The following is a 23,572-nucleotide window of genomic DNA, read 5'->3' on the forward strand; positions in this document are numbered from 1 at the left end:
AGAAATAAAAAGTTGACTAAGTATCTAGACCAAATTGATAATAAATACACATGGATCATTCCATTTTTGGTTGGTATATTGGCATGCTGCACCCTCGTTTACGCTGTTTGGTGCGGCCTTGGTCTTACTTACGATTCACATAACTATTTATCGGCGGCGAGGGCGATTGGAGAGGGGCGTCCAATGGAAACGCAGCTTGGCGCTAAGTATGTTGCACAGCCACCTTTGTTTCCAGCAATTCTTTCTCTTTGGAATGGGAACCTGTTCTTCAGCAAGGTTTTTAATATTGCTTGTTATGCGGTCACACTCATTTTGACCTGGAAACTGATTGATGTAGCACTTGACAATATTGGCTACAAGGTTCTTGCCTGTTTTTACATTTTTCTGTCGACCCCGTTGCTTCTGGTGCACTCCTTTTTGTGGAGTGAGCCACTTTTTTTGCTGCTGATTCAGTTGACCATTGTTACGTTGTATTTCTACCGTCAGACCAAAAGGAGAAGCTTTTTTTACGCCCTTATTGGGTTATCGCTCCTTCTTTGTGCCCAGCGAAATGCCGGGATATTCATAGTTTCAGGCATTTTTCTGGAACTCTTTTTGGAGGAGAATTCTTTTGTGGATCGAATAAAGGTTGTTGGTGCTTTGCTGATTTCCCTGGTCGGCTTCTTCATTTGGAACATCTATGGTTTTATCAGAGAGGGAGGTGACTTTCTAGCTGCTGGATATTTTCAAAATATTCCTGGTAACATTCTCGAATATTCAAGAGCTGTTGGTGTGTGGTTTTTGCCAGGTACATTAAGCCAATATGTGTTAGTTGTATCAGGGCTTTTCGGCCTGTTGTTCGTCGTTAGCATATTCTTTTCCAGCGAGCCCATTTCACCAAGGTTAACATTTCTCAGGCAATTATCAACCATTCCTGTTGTTTACGTTCTTGGCTTTGTAATTCTGGGCAAACCAGTTGCTAGTGACGTAGAAAGGTTCCTTGCTGGGATTTTTCCTGTGTACTCAGTTGTTGTGTTCCAAGGAGTTGAGAGAATGCAGATAAAGAGGAAAAAATGGCTTATCCTCCCGGTAGCTATCATTCTTTTGTACGGACTTCTCCGGACTGGAAATAATGCCGAAAGGTGGAATGAATCCAATTGTGAGAATCCAATTTCGCCGTTTGGTAATAACTTTTGTATGGTTCCATGAAAGATTTTTTTCTCCAGCCAAACGGTTTAAATTTGCCGCCAGACTATATTTTAAATTGACATAAACATATTCAAATGGCTACGAAATACGATTTGATTGTTATTGGGAGTGGACCCGGAGGCTATGTGGCCGCTATCAGGGCTTCTCAACTGGGAATGAAAGTAGGTGTGGTAGAGCGTGACGAGCTAGGCGGAATTTGCCTTAACTGGGGCTGTATTCCCACCAAAGCCTTACTCAAAAGTGCCCAGGTATTTGAATATATTAATCATGCCAAAGACTACGGCATCTCAGTAAAAGGAGCCGAGGCTGATTTTGATGGCATGGTGAAGAGAAGCCGGGATGTAGCCAACGGCATGAGCAAAGGCATCCAGTTCCTTTTCAAAAAAAATAAAATCGATCACATCGAAGGATTCGGCAAGCTAAAGAAAAACAAGACAGTTGAAGTAACTGCCAAAGACGGTAAGAAGACTGACTACCAGGCTGATCATATCATAGTGGCAACCGGAGGCCGTTCACGTGAATTGCCAGCATTGCCCATCGATAATGAAAAAATTATCGGCTACAGAAAGGCCATGACGCTCGACAAAAAACCACAGAGCATGGTGGTGGTGGGCTCAGGAGCCATCGGCGTAGAATTTGCGTACTTCTACAAGTCAATTGGGGTGGACGTCACCGTCGTAGAGTTTCTCCCCAATATTGTGCCACTGGAAGATGAAGAAGTTTCTAAGCAGCTGGAAAGAATCTTTAAGAAAGCCGGCATGACCATCATGACCAACTCGGAAGTAACCAAGGTCGACACCAAAGGCAAGAAATGCAAAGTGACTGTGAAAACGCAGAAAGGCGAAGAAAACCTTGAGTGCGATGTGGTACTGTCTGCCGTGGGTATTTCTACAAACTTGGAGGGAATTGGTCTCGAAGATGTGGGTGTTGCAACCGACAGGGGCAAGGTGTTGGTAGATGACTACTACAAAACCAATATCCCGGGCATTTACGCCATCGGCGACATTGTAAAAGGCCAGGCGCTGGCGCACGTTGCTTCTGCCGAAGGCATTATTTGCGTAGAGAAAATTGCCGGTCATCATCCCGAGCCGTTAAATTATAACAATATTCCTGGCTGTACCTACTGCTCACCAGAAGTGGCTTCTGTAGGCTACACCGAAAAGGCTGCCAAGGAAGCCGGGTATGAGCTTAAAGTTGGTAAGTTTCCATTCTCGGCGTCCGGCAAAGCCAAAGCCGCCGGAGCCGCCGACGGATTTGTGAAACTAATTTTTGATGCCAAATACGGCGAACTGCTTGGTGCACATATGATCGGTGCTAACGTGACGGAAATGATCGCTGAAATTGTTACAGCGAGAAAGCTTGAAACCACCGGCCATGAAATTATCAAATCGGTACACCCTCACCCGACCATGTCGGAAGCGGTGATGGAAGCAGCAGCAGCGGCTTACGACGAGGTAATTCATTTGTAAAAAGCGGTAGTTGAGCGGAAGAACCGTTTATATCATCCCAGAAGAAGAGTTAGTCCGCCGTGTTCAGGAAAAGGACAAGCTGGCTTTTGAGTACCTGTACGACAGGTACTCAAAGGCTATTTATGGTGTCGTTTTTCGAATTGTCCGAAGTGAAGAAGTAGCCTCCGAGGTGCTTAACGATGCCTTTTTGCGGTATTGGGAGCGCTCAGAAAAATACGATTCCTCTAAAGGAAAGCTGTATACCTGGATGGTCAATATTGCCCGAAACCTGGCCATCGACAAAACACGATCAAAAGAATTTTCGCAGTCAGGTAAAACTGATTCGGTGGAGTCCTTCGTATATGCAGAGGCAGCCTTGCCAATGGAAGAAATGAAGGTGGACGGGATTGGAGTGAGGGAATTGCTCAGCAAGCTAAAACCGGATCAGGCAGAGATTGTGGACTTGATGTACTTTCAGGGATACACTCAATCGGAAATTGAAGAGAAATTCAATATTCCTCTTGGCACGGTGAAAACCAGGTTAAGGGCTGGAATGATATTGTTAAGAAAACTATTGAACGTTGACAAGTAAAGAATTCATCGAATCAGGGTTACTGGAACTTTACGTTCTGGGCACGCTCTCTGCACCTGAGAAGGCTGAGGTTGAGCGTATGTGCGCTGAGCACCCTGAGGTGAAGGCTGAACTTGAGGCTGTTGAGCATGCAATGGAGTTGATGGATCAGGAGCTGGGAATTGCACCACCTGTGCCGGTTAAGCAGAAACTTTTTGACGCTCTTCCCGAGTCTACCCTGGTAGGGAAAGGGAAGCAGATACATCTCCAACCAGCCAGCGAGACGAAGAATAACTGGATGATGGCTGCTTCGGTAACTTTCGCCCTATTGTCATTTGGCACAGCTCTTTTCTTTTTCCAAAGATATAGCAGTGTTAGTGGAGAGTATGAAGCGCTGGTTGCCCAGAACAGCATGATGGCGCAGGAACTTAACCAGGTGAAGAACTCGCTTGACCAAAACGAGCAAATGCTGGCCCTTGCCACAGACGAAAGTACCAAGAGAATTCAATTGAATGCCACAAAAGAAGGCTCCAACCTTCAATTGTTTGTTTATTGGAATACCACCTCCGAAGAGGTCTACCTCGACCTTGGCAACTTAGGCACGCCAGGTGACCAGCAGGATTATCAGCTTTGGGCCATTGTGGAGGGTAAGCCAGTAGACATGGGAGTAATTGATTTTGCTAACCCCGATAGCCTTGTAAAGATGAAGAACATTAAAGGAGCTGTAGCATTTGCCATCACCCTTGAGCCCAAAGGAGGGCTGGAGTCACCAACATTGGAGAACATGGTGGTGCTCGGGCAAATAACTACCTAAATTTCGGGCACAGCTAAATCCAATATTATTTCATACTTCGTAAATGACCACAATACTCCGGAAGCGACCAGGAAGAGTATTATAAAAGTAACTATGAAAGCTTGAGTTCACTGAAAGACCTCAGTTTTCACAATGTGATTGACATATAAGAAGAGCTTTACCCAAGCTGAAAAGCCATAGGTTACTAATGCTGGAAGATCCCGCCCCTCGGTGGGATTTTCTTTTTACACCGTCCGATATCAGACACCTCTGTTTGATACTGGAATTCAGAAAGCGAGTCATTTTTCCTTAATTAGCTGAAAAACAGTAGATTATAGTTTGGTACAATGGTTGTCTTGCCTGGGTAGACAAAAATTAAAGGATATGCTAAAGAACATTCTAACCGTCGCCATCAGGAACCTGCTCAAGCAGCGCTTTTACTCCATTCTCAATGTGTTTGGGTTGGGTGTAGGGCTGGCTGTTTTTATGGTTATTTCTCTTTACATCGACTACCAGTTCAGCTACGATGGATTCCATGAAAAGGGTGATCGACTTTACAGGATCGATCAGACATTTATTTGGGGCGATGCATATCCGACTTTTGGTTCTACGGGGCCGGGCGTTTCCGACGCCATCCGCACAGACATTCCCGGCGTAGAGGAAACCTCTAGGGTGTACACCGTGGGTGATAAGCTCGTAAGTGTGCCTTCTCAGCAAAATGCTGTCGCCTATGAGGACAACGGAGTGGGTGCGGTGGACTCCACCTTCTTACAGCTATTCACTTTTCAAATGATTGATGGAGACTCCGAAACGGCCCTTAATGAACCATTTTCGGTGGTCATCACCCGATCATCGGCGTTGAAATATTTTGGAAACGTTGACGCTATTGGGCAAATCCTGAAAATAGCAGACGGTAGAACAGAGGGGCTGTTCAAAGTCACTGGTGTAATAGAGGACGTGCCTCCAAATAGCCATTTCAGCTTTAATGTACTTGCCTCTATGTCATCATTCCCGGAAGTCGCTGCCCGAAAAACGACCTGGTTTTGGTCTGGGTTTGTCACCTATGCCTTGCTAAAGGAAGGCGCAAATCCAGAGTCGGTCCGGGAAGGTATTTTTGACCTGCCCAGCAAGAGAGCAGGCCAGGCGTATGAAACCATTACCTCTGGTGGCAGTCCGTGGCATTTATACCTAGTGCCTTTGTCTGATATATGGCTGCATTCGGTAAGCTCGCCCAACAGGCTTGGGCCAACAAGCAATATCCTCTATGTGTATGTGCTGTCAGCAATAGCCATTATGGTGCTTGTGCTGGCCAGTGTTAACTACATGAACATGGCCACCGCAAGATCAGTCAGCAGATCAAAAGAAGTGGGTGTGCGAAAAATGATGGGCGCATTGAAAGAGCATCTGCTTTTCCAGTTCCTGGCCGAGTCTTTTATCCTGGTAATATTTTCGTCCGCTCTCGCAATAGGTCTTGTTGAGCTTAGCCTTCCTTACTTCAACAGTCTGGCGGGAATACAGCTGTCTACCTTTGGTCTTTTTGATAGCGGGATGAAAATCATCTTCCTTCTGATAATTATTTTTTCCACCGCTCTTCTTGCCGGCGCTTATCCGGCGTTTTACATGGCTCGTTTCAGCCCTATTCAGGCACTTAGAAAGCAAAACAAGGTGGGCAAGGGTGGCCAACTGCTTCGTGGAGGCTTGGTGGTATTTCAATTTGCCATTTCCATTACATTGGTAGTGCTCTCCTTTATTGTATATGATCAGATTACGTATTTGCAAAACAGAGACATTGGTTTTGACAAGAACAACCTGATCATTGTGCCGCAGGTGCAAAGAATGGACTCGGTAAAGAGGGTGTCGTTCAGAGAAGTACTTAGCAACAATCCTTCGGTTGCTTCGGTGGGCATGTCTACGTCGGTTCCTCCCAATATATGGGATGGTGACAGCTTCACTACCGAGGATGACCCCGAGAATGAGCAGCCGATAAACTACATGAACGTGAGTAATAATTACTTGCAGACCCTGGGTGTTGAAGTGCTGTACGGCCGAATTTTTGAAGAAGGATTCCAGGCCGACCGTACGAGCGTTGTACTGAATCAAAATGCAGTAAAGGCCCTTGGCTGGAACAACGACGAGACTGTGATAGGCAAAAAGCTGGTTTACTGGGGTACCCGCTTCAATGTCATTGGCGTGATTAAAGATTTTAACTATTGGACGCTCGACAGCCCGATCCAACCATTGGCGGTGTTCCCTTATGGCGCACCTATTACACATCAGGAAACGCACTTTCTGTCAGTCAGACTGAAGCCGGAAAATAACCAAGCTGCAGACGTAAAAGACTTTCTAAGCTTCTTGACATTGCAGTGGGACGAATTTGCACCTGGCTTACCATTTAGCTACCAGTTCACTGATGCCATGTTTTTCAGCGCTTTCGAATTTGAGCAGCGCTTGGGTCAACTCTTTTCAGTGTTCACTGGCTTGGCCATTCTCATAGCGTGTATGGGCCTACTAGGCCTGGCTTCCTATATGGCAGAAGTGCGCAACAAGGAAATTGGCATTCGCAAGGTATTGGGGGCCTCGGTCAGCCAACTGGTGGTATTAATGGGTAAGGATTTCGCCCGGCTTGTTATTATTGCCTTCGCTATCTCCGTGCCACTTGGGTGGTGGGCGGCCAATGTATGGCTACAAAACTACCAGTACAGAACCAACATCAACTGGCAGGTATTTGCCTACGCTGGCCTGAGCGCTCTGATTTTGGCCATTCTCACAGTAAGCTATCAGTCGGTAAAAACAGCCTTCAGCAACCCTGTTGATATTTTGCACGAAGAATAGTCTTGCAAAAGGTTGAACTTTGTAAAGCCGGGGCGTTCCCGGCTTTTCTTTTTTTGCGGTGGCTGTTTTTGGTTTCTTAACCGTGGAGGCAACCTGTTTTTGATATAAAACTCACTATTATTGCAGGAAATCACGCAGAAACTGTCAGATCAGATAGAACATACTGCCCATATTGTCAACATCGCTGACGAAAAAGTCTTTGAAGGGATTTTCCGTGAATATTATTCAGGGCTGGCTTCCTTTGCCCTCAAATATGTCAAAGACACGGAAATAGCGGAGGAAATTGTGCAGGAGCTTTTCAGCGATATGTGGATCAAAACAGATCTGTTGAAAATCAAAACGTCGATAAAGTCCTACCTTTTTGGGGCCGTCAGGAATGCCTGCCTCAATTATATCAAGCACCAGAAGGTAGAGCAGAAGTATGCTGACAGAACAAGATACGTGGCACCGGTTGGAGAGTCCACCGACTTTCTGGAATTAGAGGAGCTCAAAGAAAAGATTGCCATTGCCATGGACAAAATCCCGGAAAAGTGCCGGGAGATATTTGAGTTAAACCGGTTTGAGGGCAAAAGATATAAGGAAATTGCTGACGAACTGAACTTATCGTTGAAGACTGTCGAGAATCAAATGGGGAAGGCGCTGAAGATTATGCGTGAGGAATTGGGGGAATATCTGCCTGCGGTATTATTGTTTCTGTTTTTACATGGGGGTAAATGGTAATCTTGTTGTCGAACAAATGAAGAGATGAATAGGCAGAGTCCACATATGATCACTAACGAGTTGCTGGCAAAGTATTTTGCGGGCGAAACGTCTGATGAAGAATCAGCAGCTGTGATGATATGGATTTCCGGTTCTCCGGCAAATGAAGTGGCTTTTGTTCAGCAGAAAATGCTTTGGGAAGACCTGGGCGCAGTGATGCTCGACGAAGCGCACGTGTCTACCCCGTTTGATGTAGACACTGCCTGGGTCAATGTGAAGACGGCAAAGAATAACGCTGTCGGCAAACAGAAGAAATCGGAAGGCCGAAATCCCTGGATCATGCGAATCGCAGCTTCTCTGGTTCTTTTGGGCGGGATTACTTACTTCTTGCGTATTTATTTTACTGACGTTCAGATGATGGAAGTAGCTTCAGCGTCGGAGATAATAAACGTCGACCTTCAGGATGGTTCCCATATCACCCTGAATGAAGAAAGTATTATTCAATACCCCAAGGAGTTTGCTGCCAATCTTCGGCAGGTGAGCTTGAAAGGAGAAGCTTTTTTTGAAGTGGCGCCCGATACTGATAAGCCTTTTGTTATTCATGCCGGGCCTGCTATCATCATGGTGCTTGGCACCTCGTTCAACGTTAAGAGTTCGGTAATGGAGGACACGGTTTCTGTCTTTGTGGCTACCGGAAGAGTGTCTTTTTCCGTGGGTACGCAGGAAGTTATTCTAACCCCGGGGGAGAAAGCTACGTACACAGCCAAGTCGGGACTTTTGGCCTCTACCGGTGGGTCTACTTCAACCGGAGTGGATCAGTTTTGGAGAACCCGTCGGCTTTCCTTTGCTGGCCATTCTCTCCCAGACGTGATCGATGCTATTGAAGAGGCGTATTTTGTAGACATTGAGCTCGAAAATGAGCAAATGGCTAACTGTCGCCTATCCGTAAACTTTGAAAATGACTCTTTGAACAATATCCTTGATGTGATTGCGCTTACGCTCGACCTGAAGGTTAGTAAAAGTGGAAACGTCATTCTTTTAAAGGGAGCGGGATGTCCGGAAAACTGATTTTTTTAACATTTTTTTTTGTAGCGGTTGTTGGTAGGGCCTGGTGTCAAAACCTGCTTGACCAACGGCTGTCACTAAACTTCACTGATCTTCCGATTGGGCAGGCGCTTACTGAAATATCGAATCAGGCCGACTGCAGATTTTCCTATAATCCGGACCTGCTTCCAAATAAAAACGTTACTGCCAGCTTTCAGGAGACATCACTTGAGGAAGTTTTAAAAAAGACGATTGGAAAGAGCTTTGATTACAAAGTACGGGGCAGCTACATTATTATTCAGCCGGTGGCAGATAGGCAATCGCACAAGTCCAATATCGAGTTTGTAGGCGAAGTTGTAGATGCCCGCACGGGCAGGAGCCTTGCCAATACGAGTGTTTACGACGTAAATAACTTATCATCGACCCTTTCCGGTGAGGATGGTTCTTACAAACTGTCCACCTTTTTTCAGGACGGCGTGACGGCTTTCGCCATCAGCAAAGAGAACTATAAAGACACGGTAATCAGGATTGTTAATCAGCAGATAGCGCCGGTTAAGATTGAACTACAGCCACTGGAAGCGACGGAAGAAGCCAGAGACAGAACACTCCGACGTTTCATTGATTCTTTGAACATTGTCAGGTTTTTGGTCAACAGAAAAGCGAAGCAGCATATTCGCAACGTCGACATGGTCGAGCAGCGTTGGTTACAGGTGTCGTTTTTGCCGGTGATAGGTACCAATGGCGTCATGGGTGGAAAAATTGGCAACAATGTTTCTCTCAATATGTTTGCTGGCTACAATCATTCGGTTAGTGGTGTTGAGCTGGGAGGATTTTTCAACGTTGACAGGATGGATGTCAAGGGCTTTCAAGCAGGTGGCTTTGGCAATATTGTTGGTGGCCAGGTGGATGGTGCCCAGTTATCTGGCTTCGTCAATTTGACACCTAGCGGAGGCACCGGAACGCAGCTTTCAGGGTTTGTCAATCACGCTGGCACGAGGTATACCGGCCTGCAGGGTACCGGCTTTGTGAATGTGGCCAACAACATCAATGGCGCACAGCTCTCAGGGTTCACTAACTTTACGCTGCTCGACATGAACGGTGTTCAGGGAACAGGCTTTGTGAACATGGCAGGAAGGGTGAGAGGAATTCAAGGGGCTGGCTTCTTGAATATGGCCACCGCCGTTAATGGTGTTCAGGCTTCCGGTCTTATCAATATGGCTGGAACAGTGAAAGGGCTACAGATTGGCATTTTAAATATTGCAAAAAGGGTTGAAAAAGGAGCTACGATAGGAGTCGTGAACCTTGTGAAAGAAGGGTTTCACTCCTTTGACGTGAGCGCCAACGACATCACTGATCTGAATTTTTCCTTCCGGTCCGGCACGAAGCATTTCTACACCTTGTTAACGTTTGGCGTTGTTCCACAGGAGAACACCATTTGGTCAATGGGAATAGGCGTAGGAACAGAGGTGGATTGGACCGAGAAAATCTATACAGACTTTGAGCTGTCAACAAACACTGTGCAACCAATGGATACCTGGATTGAAGACGCCCCTAGTGACTACCGCTTCCAGGTCAATTTTGGATTCAGGTTGTTGAAGTGGGCTTCGATCAATGCTGGCCCTGTTGTTCATTTCTTTAATTACTCTTCCGACAGTGAGGCGCTGGATCTTTCCACAAAATTTGGCGGACGACCACTTTTCAAATCTTCTGGCGCAACTTCCAACTCTAAGGTTTGGGTAGGATATACTGCCGCTTTGCGCCTTTTTTAGCCTTTTTGGCCACATAATAGTACTCTTAAAAATATTTTTCTGATTTTTTTCATCTACCCGTGGGGGTAGTAGCGACTTTAATTTCCATAGGGGAAAGAGAAATTAAATAGAACTCTAAAGAATTAAAGTCATGAACTCAAAATTTTTTTTATCGATGATGCTCCTTGGTTTAGTAACCTTTGCGGGCAAAGCACAAGAGTCTTCAAACGAAGATCAAAAAAGCGATGCAGCTGAAGAAATTATTAGCGAGCAGGCACTCCAGGTGTCGTTTGTTCCGGTGTTGGGTACCAACTTCAAACCCTATGGTCAATCACTCAACAATGTTTCGTTGAACATATTTGCCGGATACAATTACGGTGTCAACGGTGTTGAGCTTGGTGGATTTGTTAACGTCGACAGGTCTGACGTTAAGTACCTGCAGCTTTCAGGGTTTGTAAACCTTGTAGGAGGAAACGTTACAGGCTTCCAGGGAGCCGGTTTTGTAAACGGCGTCAAACAGCGGGTAACAGGAGCCCAAATGGCTGGCTTTGTCAATATGAGCAAAGACTTGACTGGGGTGCAGGGTTCAGGTTTTGTAAACTATGCCCATGGAGATGTGACCGGTGGCCAGGGGTCTGGCTTTGTGAACTATGCTCACGGCGATATTACCGGGGTGCAGGGAACCGGCTTTGTGAACTTTGCACTGGGTGACGTTGTCGGAGCGCAGGGCTCAGGCTTTGTCAACTATGCAAAAAGCGTAAAGGGCGTGCAGGGTTCAGGTTTTGTAAACTATGCCAACGATTCTCTGAAAGGTGCTCAGCTCAGCGGATTTTATAACCATGCAAAAGAAGTGAATGGTGTGCAGGCATCTGGTTTTGCCAACTACACCAAAACGCTGCGAGGCTTCCAATTTGGTATCATCAACATTGCCGACACAGTAGAAAAGGGTGCAACAATAGGCTTTCTGAACATTGTTAGGACTGGTAAGCACGAGGTTGCCCTGAGCTACAACGACATCACCGATATCAATGCAGCGTTCAGGTCGGGTACCGACAAGTTTTACAGCGTACTTGAAATCGGCATTCAAACAGGAGACAATCCTCTGTGGGCGGTAGGTGCAGGTTTCGGTACACAGTTCAAGCCGATCAAAGACAAGTTTGTAACAAGTGTTGAGCTTGCCTCCTTTGGGGTAAACAGAGTGGATGATTTTCAGGACGACCTCAACCAGGTGACCAAACTGTCAGTCAACGTAGGTTACAAAATATTCAAAACCTTATCAGTGAACGCTGGCCCGATATTGAATATATCCACTTCCCGTTCAGTTAATGCTGATGGCAGCTTTGGCCTCGGCCTCGGTGAGAATGGATTTTATGACCAGACTTTTTCGGGCACAAACGTGAAGGCCTGGGTAGGCTATCATGTTGGGGTGAGGTTTTAATACCTCCCCCTCCTTTTTCCAATAAACCACACAAAAACACTCATGAAGACTTTTTTATTATCAGGAGCACTCCTCCTGCTCGCTACTTCTTTGTCATTTTCTCAGCAAATGACACAAACCGTTAGAGGACAGATTCTAGACCAGGATGCTAAGAGCCCTTTGATTGGCGCCACCGTCCAGATAGTTGGCACCGATCCAATACTTGGCGCTGTGACCGACCTGGATGGCAACTTCAGGATTACAAATGTGCCGGTTGGCAGGGCTTCCCTTTTTGTGACTTACATTGGCTATGAAGACAGGGTAATACCAAACATTCAGGTCAACTCCGCCAAAGAAGTACTTCTCAGTATTGACCTGGTTGAGTCGATTGACAAGCTGGATGAAGTGGTTGTCACTGCCAAAAAGGACAAATCTGAAGTACTGAATGAGATGGCGCTTGTGAGTGCCCGCTCATTTTCGGTGGAGGAAACACAGCGTTACGCAGGTGCCATTAATGATCCCGCCAGAATGGTATCGGCTTTTGCTGGTGTGAACGGCGATGCGCAGGGCAACAATGACATTGTGGTAAGAGGAAATTCTTCCAAAGGAATTTTGTGGAAGCTGGAGGGCGTGGAAATACCCAATCCCAATCACTTTGCGAACGAAGGGGCCACTGGCGGTCCGGTGAATGCTTTGAACAGCAACATGCTCGACAACTCAGATTTTTTCACCGGAGCCTTTTCGCCTGAATATGGCAATGCGCTTTCAGGGGTCTTTGATATCAAATTCAAAAAGGGGAATAACGAACAGAGGGAGTATACTACCTCTCTCGGTGTCTTCGGCGTGGACTTTACAGCTGAAGGGCCTTTCAAGCAGGGCTACAATGGTTCCTACATAGCCAATTATCGTTATTCCTCGCTGCAGCTACTGTCAGATGCCGGTATTCTTGACTTCAACGGCGTGCCCAAGTATCAGGATGGGTCTTTCAATATTGCTTTGCCAATAGGGAAGAAGCACTACGTGACCATGTTTGGCCTGGGAGGTATTAGCAATATCAGCCAAAGGGAAACCGATGAGGAGGATGAGGACATCATACTCTCCAAAGGAGACTTTGGCGCTCGGCTGGGAGTAGCCGGTGTTAATCACACCTACTTTGTCAACGACAATGTCTTTGTCAGAAACTCTGTTGCATTGTCGTTGTCGGGCCAAACTTCGAATTACGACATGAATGAAAACACGGGCTTCAGAGATGTGGAAGATATTGATCTCAATAAAAATAGTGTCAGAGTAGCCAGCACTTTGAACTACAAACTGAATGCAAAAAATAAGTTTGAAACGGGCATTATCTACTCAAGGCTTGGTTACAATGCCAAAGTTGACCTTTACAATTATGAAAGCAAGACCATGGATACGTGGCTGGATGATAAAGGGAATACAGGAACACTTCAGGCATTTGGTAGCTGGAAATTGCGCTTCAGTGAAGCCTGGACGATGACCAGTGGTGTTCACTACTTCCTGTTTGCTTTGAACAATACGCAATCTGTGGAGCCAAGAGTCGGCTTGAAGTACGACCTCAACAGCAAGCAGGCTTTTACTACAGGCTTTGGCCTTCATAGCCGATTGGAGCCGGTTTCTGCCTACCTGGCTAAACAAACTCAGGAGGATGGCTCGCTTTTGCAGCCCAACAAGAACCTGAGAACAACCAAAGCGGCGCACTATGTTGTGGGTTTCAATCAGGTGCTCAATCAAAGCACTCATCTGAAGCTGGAAGCCTATTACCAGCAGCTATATGATGTGCCGGTGGAGAAAGATCCTTCAAGCAGCTTCTCCATGATCAACAGCTCTGGAGCTTTTGTTAATGAATCGTTGGTAAATGAAGGAACCGGGAGAAACTATGGCGTAGAGCTTACGCTGGAGCAATACCTGAACCGTGGCTTCTATTACATGTCAACTGTATCGTTGTACAAGTCACTTTACACAGCGCAAGATGGCGTTGAGAGGGCGTCCGCTTTTGATGGAAATTATATCGTGAATGTGATAGGGGGAAAAGAATTTAAAGTGGGGAGTACCGACAAGAACAGAGTACTCTTTGTCAACGCCAAGGCGGCGCTTATTGGCGGGCAAAGGTATAGCCCCATCGACCTTGAAGCCTCCAGGGAGCTCGGCACAGAGGTGAGGGATGATGCCAATCCGTTTTCAGTAAAGGGCGATGACGTATTTTTCGTCAACCTGGCCATTGGCACCAGAAAGAACAGAAAGAAGACGACCAGCGAGTTTAAAATTGACGTTACCAATGTCACCAACAACCAGGCATTGGTGAATGAATACTATGTGGCTGGCACTGGCAACATTGTGAAATCCTATCAGCTGGCCATGTTGCCTAACATTGTCTATACGCTGAAGTTCTAAACCAAACAAGTGGAAAAAAACAGAAGCCGCCTTGCACTACAGGGCGGCTCATTGTTTTGGCTCGATCTAAGGAACTCAGAGCGTCCTAAAAGTACTGCCTCGATTTACAGAGGGAAAATATCTTGCCACCGAAATAGATGTTGACCTGAATAAGGTCAAAATACCTTAACGTAAGCCTTCAGAACTCTAATTGCTGTACTTCTTGATAGTATAGTTGACTGTAGTTGAGTTCGCATTTCTTTCAACTGACCTTTTTTCAAGAACTACTGCATCATAGTCATCATCAGCAAACCTAGCGACAACTCCTTCGCCTTTCTTAGGTAGAATCTCGAGATAGCTTTCATCCAATATGGATGCTGTAGCTGCAATTGCTTCACCATTTTTAAAAACCCCCAAAAGACCTTCATTGACTCTTAATACTGTTTCCATTTTTATTAATTTTAGTTTCTTAATTGAAAAAATTATTTCTTTTCAATTAAATAAAAAAAACTAGTAAAAAAATAATCTATAAATTGTTTTGGTAGTATCTAGCGATCAATGGAATTAGTAGGGCGTTCCAATGTGTTATCGGACTGACCTTGGTCGCCAATTTCTTATTACTCTTATCACTAATGAAGATTACTTGAGTCTTGTGGTAGAATGGTCCTGATAAATTTTTCTCGTCAATTAAAACTCTGTTCCAAGGGACGAAGTATTTGGACTTTATTATTACTCCCATCCGGGTCAAAGCCAATTTTGTTGATACAGTTAGTGTTTTTGAATTATCAAGTTGGGTGATGTGATATGACAGTAACTTAGGGATTAAATAGTGCCCCACTAAGGTCATTACATTTTGAAACTTATCATGCCGATATTGAACAGATTGAAATAATGAGTTAAAGTGAATTACGGTTGTTTTTTCGTTGATAGTTTTCAGCAATATTATGAAGTAGAAATCATCTTGATAAAGGCCGCTGATGCTATAGCCGACTCGAATAGAGTGTATATTTTCCAAGGGAATTTCATTGTCATTATATTTTACGTGCCTTGAAGAAACTTCTATCTGATGTTTTAAAAACGGAATGGAGCTATTCACGAGAACGATTTTTGGCGTCTCTGTGGGCCTGAAGATAGACTCTTTTACTGTTGCGGAGTCAACCACGGTGGAATGATAGGTATTTTTGAACTCAGAATCATAAGATTCTCTTTTTGACACATCAGATAGCACATCATATGCTTCCTGTATCTCAATAAAGATCGAGTTGTAAAGATCTTTATTTTTAAGATGCATATCGGGATGATTTAGTTTTGCCTTAGAGCGATACGCAGATTTGACATCTTCAATTGATGCATTTGGGTTGATTCCAAGGATCTTGTAATAGTTTTTCAAAGCGGCCTTTTCGATTTAGGTAAGGGAAATCCCCGGTAGTACAAAGCATTTTAATCCGGAAATATATTACAAGTTCACGTATTTGGAACCCTTGCTCGTCGCAGGCTCTTGCAAACAAGTCTTGCAAAGAGTAGAATCTAAGGTAGCAGCTTTTGAGACTCCAGAAAAACAGAAGCCGCCTTGCATTGCAGGGCGGCTCTGTTCTTTGGTTTAGGTTTGCTTGTTATAATGTATTACTTATTTCTTAAGCACTTTGGCCAGTGTCTCTCCTATGTCAGCAGGAGACTGCACCACGTGAATGCCGCAAGCTTCCATGATCTTCATTTTGGCTGCTGCAGTATCGTCAGCGCCACCAATGATCGCACCAGCGTGACCCATTCTACGGCCCGGAGGGGCTGTTTGGCCAGCGATAAAGCCAACAACAGGCTTTTTGTTGCCAGTGCTCTTGATATATTCAGAAGCAAGTGCCTCATAGTTGCCACCAATTTCACCAATCATTACGATAGCGTCAGTTTCGGGGTCGTTCATCAGTAATTCAACAGCCTCTTTGGTAGGAGTGCCAATGATGGGGTCACCGCCAATGCCAATTGCTGTAGAAATACCAAGACCTGCTTTCACGATCTGGTCAGCTGCTTCGTAAGTCAATGTACCTGACTTAGACACTACGCCCACTCTTCCTTTTTTGAACACGAAACCAGGCATGATGCCTACTTTCGCTTCGCCAGGAGTGATGACGCCAGGGCAGTTAGGGCCAATTAGTGTTACTTTTTTATTCTTGATATAATTTTTGGCAGTCATCATGTCCTTTACAGGAATGCCTTCTGTGATTGCCACAATTACCTTGATGCCAGCGTCAGCTGCTTCCATGATAGCGTCAGCGGCAAAAGCTGGTGGCACAAAAATGATAGAAACGTCAGCTCCCGTCGTTTGCACAGCCTCTTCTACACTATTGAAAATGGGTTTGTCAAGATGCTTCTGACCTCCTTTACCTGGAGTAACACCTCCTACTACGTTGGTTCCATATTCAATCATCTGCTGGGCATGAAAACTACCCTCAGTGCCTGTGAAGCCTTGCACGATGACTTTGGAATTTTTATTTACTAGAACGCTCATTCTGTCGTAAGATTTTTGCACAAAAATAGGATTAATAATCGCTTTGCCAAACCTAAATAGGCCGGTTTAACCCCATTTTCAATCGGCCAGCAAGTAGTTGTCGATTAATTCACGCACGCATCCTTCGCCCCCTTTGAACTGAAGCACGATATCAGCTTTTTCCTTTACTGCCTTCACTGCATCAGCCGGGCAGGCCGAGAGTCCTGCTTTTTCCATGACAGGCAAATCGTTGATGTCGTCGCCCACCATGCCCACCTGGTCAAGGCCTATGTCCATTTCCTTCATCCACGCTTCCAGCACATCCATTTTCTTTGCTTCGCCTACATAAACCCTGGTCATTCCCAGCATGTCGGCACGTGCTTTTACCATAGAGGTGGTCTTCCCATTGCTGATAATGCCTACCTCAATGCCCGCTTTCTGTAGCAGCCGTATGCCCATACCGTCACGGGAGTTAAATTTTTTGAACTGACTGCCGTCTTCCATAATGTAAATACCGCCGTCGGTAAGTGTGCCGTCAACGTCGAGAATGAGGAGCTTGATGTTATATTTAGGAGGCATTAAAAATCAAGGTTATGTATTCAAAGGCCTAAGATCAAAAAACAAAAGTGAAAACATACACAAGTTGATCAAATTCAAGGGATAGAAGCCCGCTAAAAGGGAATCTTGATGCTGATTTTCGCTGCTGCCACAGTCGGCTTGCGGAGCCATTATTTTGCGCCAGCTTAAATACTATCTGAATTTTCTTAAATTTATCCGTGTTCACTTAGAGGCTGAAAGAAGAAGCAAAAAATTGAAAACTATGAAAGTTTTGGTTGATATTCCTGACAAAGAGGCCGTTTTTGGGATGAAGGTACTGAAAAGCCTGTCGTTCGTGAAGAATGCAAAGCCTATGTCCCTGGCTTCAGCTGAGCTTTGGGAGAACCTGAAGGAGGCTGCAGAGGAGGTGCGTTTACATAAGCAAGGAAAAATTCAGCTCAAAACAGCTCAAGAACTGTTGGATGAGCTATAGCATCATACCCACCCATCGATTTGAAAAGGAGTTAAAACGTCTCGTAAAAAAATTTCCGTCTCTTAAGCAGGAGTTTAGTCAGCTAATAACTGAGATTCTGCAAACTCCCGATTCGGGTACTCCCATACGAAATAATTGTTTTAAGATTAGGCTCGGGATTGGTAGCAAAGGCAAAGGAAAGAGGGGTGGGGCTAGAGTAATTACCTACTTCTACACAGAGGCTGGAGGTGTCTATTTGCTGACGATCTATGACAAGAGTGAGAAAAGTGACCTCAAGCCAAATGAGCTCAAGGCAATGGTTGAGAGTCTTGATCTAACCTAGTTCTCTTAGTTCTCTTTTTAATATTTGACCTTGGAGCTTATTTGATTTTGCGATTTGCCGTTTGGTGCTTACCCCTCCAGTGCTTTCCTCACCTTCATTACCTTCCTCAATATCCCCTCAAGCTTTTCAATCGGCAGCATAGTCTGTCCGTCGCTTAACGCATTGGCTGGGTCGGGGTGCGTTTCTATAAACAGTCCATCAGCACCTGTGGCAATGGCAGAAAGTGCCATGGTTTCAATCATTTCTGGATTGCCGCCTGTGATACCATCGGCTTTGTTGGGCTGCTGCACCGAGTGGGTGCAATCCATCACCACGGGCACGCCATGTTTTTTTAACCTCGCAATAGCTGTGGCATCCACCACCAGCCCTTCGTAGCCAAACGAGAACCCACGCTCACAAAGCCACACATTTTTGTTGCCCGTGGACAGTACTTTCTCTAATGAGAACTTCATGGCTTCAGGCGACATGAACTGTCCCTTCTTGATATTCACGCCTTTGCCTGTTTCACCGGCAGCCAGCAGCAAATCGGTTTGCCGACATAGGAAGGCGGGGATTTGCAGGTAGTCCACGTACTTGGCGGCAATGGCAGGTTCATAGCTCTCATGCACGTCGGTAATGGTAGGCACGCCAAGTTCTTTTCCCACAGCCTGAATAATAGCCATGGCCTCTTCTTTTTCAATGCCGGTGAAGCTGTTGAGCTTGGTGCGGTTGGCTTTTTTGAAGCTGGCTTTGAAAATGTAATCGATACCCAGCTCGTCGCAGATACCCTTTACTTTTCTGCCGATTTCAAAAGGTGTTTTCTCGTTCTCGACCACACAAGGGCCGGCTATCAGGAATAGTTTACTCATCGCATTCTGCTTTTTTGTCCGAGGTAGCCGCTATGGTGCCTTTTGGCGTAGCCAGCCTTATCAAAGTTGATCTTTTTCATTAACATTACCACCAGCAAGTCGCCCAAAACCGACATCACAGTGGTGCTAGTGGTTGGCGTCAGGTCGAGGGGGCAAATTTCTTTCGGTTGCCCGGTGCTCAGGCAAATGTTGGCTGTTCTTCCCAGTTCGTTTTCCGGATGGCCGGTGATGCAAATAGTCTTGATTTTTGGATACAGGTTGTCTGCCAGCTCCAGCAACTTGAGAATTTCTTCAGTTTTGCCCGAGTTGGAAATCACAAGCAGGATGTCGTTCGGCTGCAAAACTCCCAGGTCGCCATGTTGCGCTTCCGATGGATGAAGGAACACAGCAGGGGAGCCCGTTGAGCAAAAAGTTGTGGCGATGTTCTGCCCTATCTGACCGGCTTTGCCAATGCCGCTAATGACGATCTTGCCTTTATTAATATGTATCTGATCGTACAGCGCATCGATGGCGTTCAGTATCGACTCATCTACCGGGATATTATGAATGGCCTGAACTTCTTTTTCTACCAGGCTGCGAATTTCTTCAAGTGACTGACTCATTGCTTGGGTTGTATAAAGCTTCAAAATTAGGAAAATGAGGATTGAAAATATAACATCAGCCCATTTGTACGAATTAGTAGCGCTTCAGATGCTGAAGCCAGGTCAGTTTCGTTCATCTATCGGCAGGTTATTGTTCATATGTGTACACTTTTTTGTTGAAGAAAATATTTAACTAGTTGATTATTAGTAGGTTGAAATTTTTGGCACAAGTGTTGACTTATTTTCATGACTATTGAACAAAGAGACTATGAAATCGAAGAACGCAAATACAACAAAGATTCTCCTACTGGGAGTAATTGTGGCAGTCGTCTCGCTCCTGTCGTCTTTGAATGGGTCAGGATTTGTGGCAGGGGAAAGGGCACTGACGGGAGCGGCCGTTGGCCAAAAAGATGACGCTATGAGGGTTGAAGCAAAGCTGCAGCTTGAGAAATTGGCGACATCCAAGAAATTGGCGAAAGAAATAGATCAAAATTTCACTGCTGGGGGCAACACAATGGTCAATTGAAACGTAAACGCTTTTAAATGAATAAGAAATAACAACGCATAGTTGTTTTTAGTAGATAGGTTTAGGTTGGTTTGAAAAAGAGGGTCTTTAGGGCCCTTTTTTTTATGCCAGAGATTCATTTCTTTACACAAACTTTTTTGATGTGTTTTCCTCTCTGACGCTTAATCGACAGTACTTATCGCAACCAGTTGACAATACACCCCTTGTGTTGTTCCGGGTGGTTTTTGGCTTTCTCGTGTTTATGGAGGGGGCAAGCTTTTTCTTGCTCGGCCAAATCTCCGAAATTTATACTGAAGCAGTTGTTGTTTTCACCTATCAGGGACTAGGCTGGATGCAGCCGCTGCCAGGCATTGGGATGTACCTGGTTTTTGCTTTTGTTTGTGTGCTTGGCATCATGATCATGCTTGGTTGGCGGTACAGGTTTTCAGCCTGGGCATTTGCCCTGACCTGGACATACATTTACTTCTCCCACAAGGCCCACTATAACAATCATCACTACCTTTTTATGCTGATGGCCTACGCTATGGCGCTGATGCCTGCAGCCGATGATTTGTCTCTTGATGCCCATTACCACCCTGACAGGCGATCAACGTCTTGTCCCAGGTGGTGTATCTCCTTTTTTGTGCTTCAGTTGCTGATCGTTTATACGTTTGCCAGTATCGCCAAAGTTTACCCCGACTGGCTGGAAACAAGGCCGATGGAAATTTGGATGAAGGGCAAGTCTCACTATTGGCTGGTGGGTGGTGTGTTGCAGTATAAGTGGGTTCACTATGTACTTGCCTATGGGGGCATCGTTTTTGACGGAGCTATTATTTGGTTGTTATTAATCAAGAGGACTCGCTGGGTAGGTGTCACCTTGTCGATAGCTTTTCACCTCTTTAATTCATTTGTTTTTCAAATAGGTATCTTCCCCTACCTCATGCTAGGCACATTGTTCTTCTTTTTCGAAGGAGCCGACCTCAGAAAAAAACTACTGGGAAGGTGGAAATGGGGAATTACTTTGCCAGCAAAAGCGTATTCGCCAAACAACCTGGGCTACTTCTTCTTTTTGGGCTATTTCCTCATACAGCTGTTGCTGCCTTTGAGGCATCATTTGTTTGAGGGCAACGTCCATTGGACTGATGAAGGCCATAAGTTATCGTGGCATATGATGCTTCGGACGAAAAGCGGTAGTGCTGTTTTCCGGGTCACCAACAAGAAAACTGGAGAAGTAGAGAAAGTTCGTCCGTCACAATACCTGGGGTCGCTTAAAGGCAGGATGGCCAGCAGCCACCCAGACATCATCTGGCAGTTTGCTCATCATCTCAAAAAGGAATACGAAAATAAGGGGTGGGAAGAGGTTGCCGTATTTGTCGACTGTGTGGTAAGTCTCAATGGCCATCCTTCCCACCCTTTGATTGCCCCGGAAGTTGACCTGGGAAGCGTAGGATGGGAGCCATTCCGGCATTCTGAGTGGATACTTCAGTGGCCTGAAGAATTACAAGAAATTGAATGACTATTGAGAAGTATCCAAAATTAATCTATAATTTTCGGCCTTAAAGAGGGCCTTGTTTGGCCCCCGGATGCGTACCTGTTTAGCCGCTGTTTTGTTAACAAAACACAGGTACATTTATGATTGCTACAAGTTTTAGAAAGTGGGCTGCCACAGCTACGTTGTTGTGTGCAGGCATGTTTACATTAAAAGCCCAGCAGGTACAGTGGGCTTCTTCCGTGGTTGGTTTTTCCAGCGAGTACATCAACAACAATTACAAGGGACAATATCTCGCTAAAGAGATTCTGGGTAAGCCAAGCAGGTATCCGGTATTTGGAGCGACACCATGCGGCTGGACGCCCGGAAAGGAAAACAGTCCTGAAGGCGAGTGGATCAAAGTTGGCTTCGACAAGCCTATGCAAATCAGCCAGGTAGCCGTAGTCGAAATCTTTAATCCAGGTGCTGTGAGCAGAATCCTGCTCTATGATGAGGCGGACAACGAATCGGTTATTTACCAAAACGACTCAACCGCACCGCTAAGCGAGACGGGTCGGCTGTTGTCGCACGTGTTCCCAAAAACGACCTACAAGGTGGCTGCGGTAAAGGTCGAATTGCGTACAGCTTCGGTGCCCGCCTTTAACGAGCTCGACGCAATTGCCATTAGTGACTCGGAGGTACCGGTTCGAGCGGGGATTAACCTGTCTCCCGATGCGGACAAGGCGTTGCAGATAGAACATCTCTCAACAAGTGTGAATACACCGACCGATGAACTTAATCCCATTATTTCGCCGGATGGCAAGGTATTATACTTCACAAGGGAAGGCCACCCCGAGAATCTCGATGATCCGGCTACCCAGGATATTTGGTTTGCGAATATCAACGAAGATGGTAGTCTTGACACGGCTGTGAACATTGGGCGGCCGCTCAACAATGCCAGCAACAGCGGTCTGGAGTCTATTTTGCCTGATGACCAAACTGCTTTGCTGCTCAATACCTACAATGCCGACGGAACGATGGGCACAGGTGTTTCGATCACACACAAGGAAGGTGAAAAGTGGGGCTTTCCTGTGAAAGTCGATATCGACAGCTTCTACAACCACAATAAGTTTGGAGAGTATTTTCTCGTGGCCGACGGGCAAACCCTTTTGATGACTTTGCAGCGAGACAACTCCATCGGCTCCAAAGACATCCACGTAAGCTTTAAAAGGGAAAACGGAACCTGGACGGCACCCATGAATATAGGGCCAACTGTAAACACAGCGGCATCCGAGATTTTTCCCTATATGGCTGCCGACGGTGTTTCTCTTTACTATTCTACGTCAGGGTGGCCCGGCTACGGCGGCTCCGACATGTTCGTTACCCGACGCCTCGACGACACCTGGCTCAACTGGACAGAGCCACAAAACCTGGGGCCACACATTAACTCTCCCCAATTTGACGCATACTATTCTTTTACCGCATCGGGCGACTACGCATACTTCTCCTCTTACGGCAACGATTCCTATGGAAAGAGCGATTTGTATCGGGTGAGACTTCCTGAATCACTGAGGCCAAAACCCGTGGTGGTAGTGCGGGGCCGGGTACTCAATGCCAAAACAAACGAGCCACTGGGAGCCAGCATCAACTATGAAGTGCTGAGTTCCGGTAAACAGGCAGGCGTTGCCAATAGCGATGCAATAGATGGTAGCTACAGCATTATTTTACCTTCGGGTGAAAATTATGGCTTTTTGGGTCAATCCGATGGGTTTATTTCGGTGAGCGAAAATCTGGATCTTGTCAACCTGAAGGAGTATCGGGAAATCAATAAGGATCTTTATTTGGTGCCAATTGAAAAGGGCCAGGTGGTGCGGCTTAACAACATCTTTTTTGACGTCGATAAGTTCACATTCAAGAAGGAGGCTACTCCTGAGCTCAACCGGTTTGTCAAGCTGCTGACCGACCAATCGGGACTGCGTATCGAGATATCGGGGCACACCGACAACACGGGCAGCGCTGACTACAACATGAAGTTGAGCGCCAACAGGGCAAAGGCCGTTTATGATTATCTAGTCAAACAGGGTATCGACGCTGGGCGACTGGCATTCAAAGGCTACGGGCTCACCAAACCAACTGCTGATAACAACACCGCTGATGGCCGGCAGCTCAACCGAAGGGTGGAGTTTCTGATCGTGGAAAGTGAATAGC

The 23,572-nt window shown here is 45.8% G+C and carries 21 protein-coding genes; 15 read left to right on the forward strand and 6 right to left on the reverse strand.

All coding sequences use genetic code 11. The annotated features are described in order from the left end of the window. Positions 1–12 precede the first annotated feature (12 nt). The 10 genes from RIF36_RS09005 (at position 13) to RIF36_RS09050 (ending at position 14,149) form a co-directional block, all read left to right on the forward strand. Positions 13–1,188 carry a hypothetical protein gene (locus RIF36_RS09005; protein WP_350124199.1) on the forward strand — a complete coding sequence of 392 codons (1,176 nt, stop codon included), beginning with the start codon at positions 13–15 and terminating at the stop codon, positions 1,186–1,188. Positions 1,189–1,262: 74 nt separating this feature from the next. After that, on the forward strand, positions 1,263–2,657 hold the full coding sequence (lpdA, locus tag RIF36_RS09010; protein WP_350124196.1) for a dihydrolipoyl dehydrogenase: 1,395 nt from the start codon (positions 1,263–1,265) through the stop codon (positions 2,655–2,657). Between the two features lie 10 nt (positions 2,658–2,667). Further along, positions 2,668–3,228, forward strand: coding sequence for an RNA polymerase sigma factor (locus tag RIF36_RS09015; RefSeq protein ID WP_226940352.1), 561 nt, complete (start codon positions 2,668–2,670; stop codon positions 3,226–3,228). Next, positions 3,218–4,021, forward strand: a complete 804-nt coding sequence (locus RIF36_RS09020; RefSeq protein WP_350124193.1) for an anti-sigma factor — start codon at positions 3,218–3,220, stop codon at positions 4,019–4,021. Before RIF36_RS09015 ends, RIF36_RS09020 begins: the two co-directional genes overlap by 11 nt. Before the next feature lie 363 nt (positions 4,022–4,384). Beyond that, complete coding sequence (locus tag RIF36_RS09025; RefSeq protein WP_350124186.1) at positions 4,385–6,832, forward strand: ABC transporter permease; 2,448 nt, start codon at positions 4,385–4,387, stop codon at positions 6,830–6,832. Positions 6,833–6,952: 120 nt separating this feature from the next. Then, the gene (locus RIF36_RS09030) at positions 6,953–7,552 is read left to right on the forward strand and encodes an RNA polymerase sigma-70 factor (RefSeq protein ID WP_350124183.1); all 600 of its coding nucleotides are present in this window, start codon (positions 6,953–6,955) and stop codon (positions 7,550–7,552) included. A gap of 24 nt (positions 7,553–7,576) precedes the next feature. Beyond that, positions 7,577–8,599 carry a FecR family protein gene (locus RIF36_RS09035; RefSeq protein ID WP_350124180.1) on the forward strand — a complete coding sequence of 341 codons (1,023 nt, stop codon included), beginning with the start codon at positions 7,577–7,579 and terminating at the stop codon, positions 8,597–8,599. Next, a complete protein-coding gene (locus tag RIF36_RS09040) occupies positions 8,584–10,344 on the forward strand; it encodes a DUF4974 domain-containing protein (RefSeq protein WP_350124177.1) in 1,761 nt (586 codons plus the stop codon). The genes RIF36_RS09035 and RIF36_RS09040 overlap by 16 nt, the downstream gene beginning before the upstream one ends. Positions 10,345–10,474: 130 nt before the next feature. Further along, positions 10,475–11,761 (forward strand): hypothetical protein, encoded by a 1,287-nt coding sequence (locus RIF36_RS09045; RefSeq protein ID WP_350149336.1) that lies wholly within the window; start codon positions 10,475–10,477, stop codon positions 11,759–11,761. Between the two features lie 42 nt (positions 11,762–11,803). Then, positions 11,804–14,149 carry a TonB-dependent receptor gene (locus RIF36_RS09050; RefSeq protein WP_350121209.1) on the forward strand — a complete coding sequence of 782 codons (2,346 nt, stop codon included), beginning with the start codon at positions 11,804–11,806 and terminating at the stop codon, positions 14,147–14,149. A 186-nt stretch (positions 14,150–14,335) separates the two neighbouring features. Here the strand turns inward: RIF36_RS09050 and RIF36_RS09055 are convergent, their stop codons facing one another. The 4 genes from RIF36_RS09055 to RIF36_RS09070 form a co-directional block, all read right to left on the reverse strand. After that, complete coding sequence (locus tag RIF36_RS09055) at positions 14,336–14,578, reverse strand: hypothetical protein (RefSeq protein WP_350121212.1); 243 nt, start codon at positions 14,576–14,578, stop codon at positions 14,336–14,338. 76 nt (positions 14,579–14,654) lie between these two features. Further along, positions 14,655–15,518 carry a J domain-containing protein gene (locus tag RIF36_RS09060; RefSeq protein ID WP_350121215.1) on the reverse strand — a complete coding sequence of 288 codons (864 nt, stop codon included), beginning with the start codon at positions 15,516–15,518 and terminating at the stop codon, positions 14,655–14,657. Positions 15,519–15,755: 237 nt separating this feature from the next. Further along, positions 15,756–16,631, reverse strand: coding sequence for a succinate--CoA ligase subunit alpha (gene sucD, locus RIF36_RS09065; protein ID WP_151996329.1), 876 nt, complete (start codon positions 16,629–16,631; stop codon positions 15,756–15,758). A gap of 78 nt (positions 16,632–16,709) precedes the next feature. After that, entirely contained in the window at positions 16,710–17,189 is a 480-nt protein-coding gene (locus RIF36_RS09070) for a KdsC family phosphatase (protein WP_350118163.1), read from the reverse strand. A 241-nt stretch (positions 17,190–17,430) separates the two neighbouring features. On the opposite strand from RIF36_RS09070, the gene RIF36_RS09075 reads away from it, so the two are divergent. Both RIF36_RS09075 and RIF36_RS09080 read left to right on the forward strand, forming a co-directional pair. Next, the gene (locus RIF36_RS09075; protein ID WP_350118165.1) at positions 17,431–17,640 is read left to right on the forward strand and encodes a hypothetical protein; all 210 of its coding nucleotides are present in this window, start codon (positions 17,431–17,433) and stop codon (positions 17,638–17,640) included. Continuing rightward, entirely contained in the window at positions 17,630–17,962 is a 333-nt protein-coding gene (locus RIF36_RS09080; protein WP_350121220.1) for a hypothetical protein, read from the forward strand. Before RIF36_RS09075 ends, RIF36_RS09080 begins: the two co-directional genes overlap by 11 nt. Positions 17,963–18,030: 68 nt before the next feature. Here the strand turns inward: RIF36_RS09080 and kdsA are convergent, their stop codons facing one another. Then, positions 18,031–18,810, reverse strand: coding sequence for a 3-deoxy-8-phosphooctulonate synthase (kdsA, locus tag RIF36_RS09085; protein WP_350121222.1), 780 nt, complete (start codon positions 18,808–18,810; stop codon positions 18,031–18,033). After that, a complete protein-coding gene (locus RIF36_RS09090; RefSeq protein WP_151996334.1) occupies positions 18,807–19,412 on the reverse strand; it encodes a KpsF/GutQ family sugar-phosphate isomerase in 606 nt (201 codons plus the stop codon). The genes kdsA and RIF36_RS09090 overlap by 4 nt, the downstream gene beginning before the upstream one ends. Positions 19,413–19,659: 247 nt before the next feature. Here RIF36_RS09090 and RIF36_RS09095 point away from each other — a divergent pair, with 247 nt between their 5' ends. The 3 genes from RIF36_RS09095 (at position 19,660) to RIF36_RS09105 (ending at position 23,571) form a co-directional block, all read left to right on the forward strand. Further along, a complete protein-coding gene (locus RIF36_RS09095; protein WP_151996335.1) occupies positions 19,660–19,917 on the forward strand; it encodes a hypothetical protein in 258 nt (85 codons plus the stop codon). A 142-nt stretch (positions 19,918–20,059) separates the two neighbouring features. Then, positions 20,060–21,412, forward strand: a complete 1,353-nt coding sequence (locus RIF36_RS09100; protein ID WP_350121227.1) for an HTTM domain-containing protein — start codon at positions 20,060–20,062, stop codon at positions 21,410–21,412. Between the two features lie 116 nt (positions 21,413–21,528). After that, entirely contained in the window at positions 21,529–23,571 is a 2,043-nt protein-coding gene (locus RIF36_RS09105; RefSeq protein WP_350149337.1) for an OmpA family protein, read from the forward strand. Position 23,572 lies beyond the last annotated feature (1 nt).

Origin of the sequence: Imperialibacter sp. (assembly GCF_040222815.1) — a bacterium.
Taxonomy (GTDB): Bacteria; Bacteroidota; Bacteroidia; order Cytophagales; family Cyclobacteriaceae; genus Imperialibacter.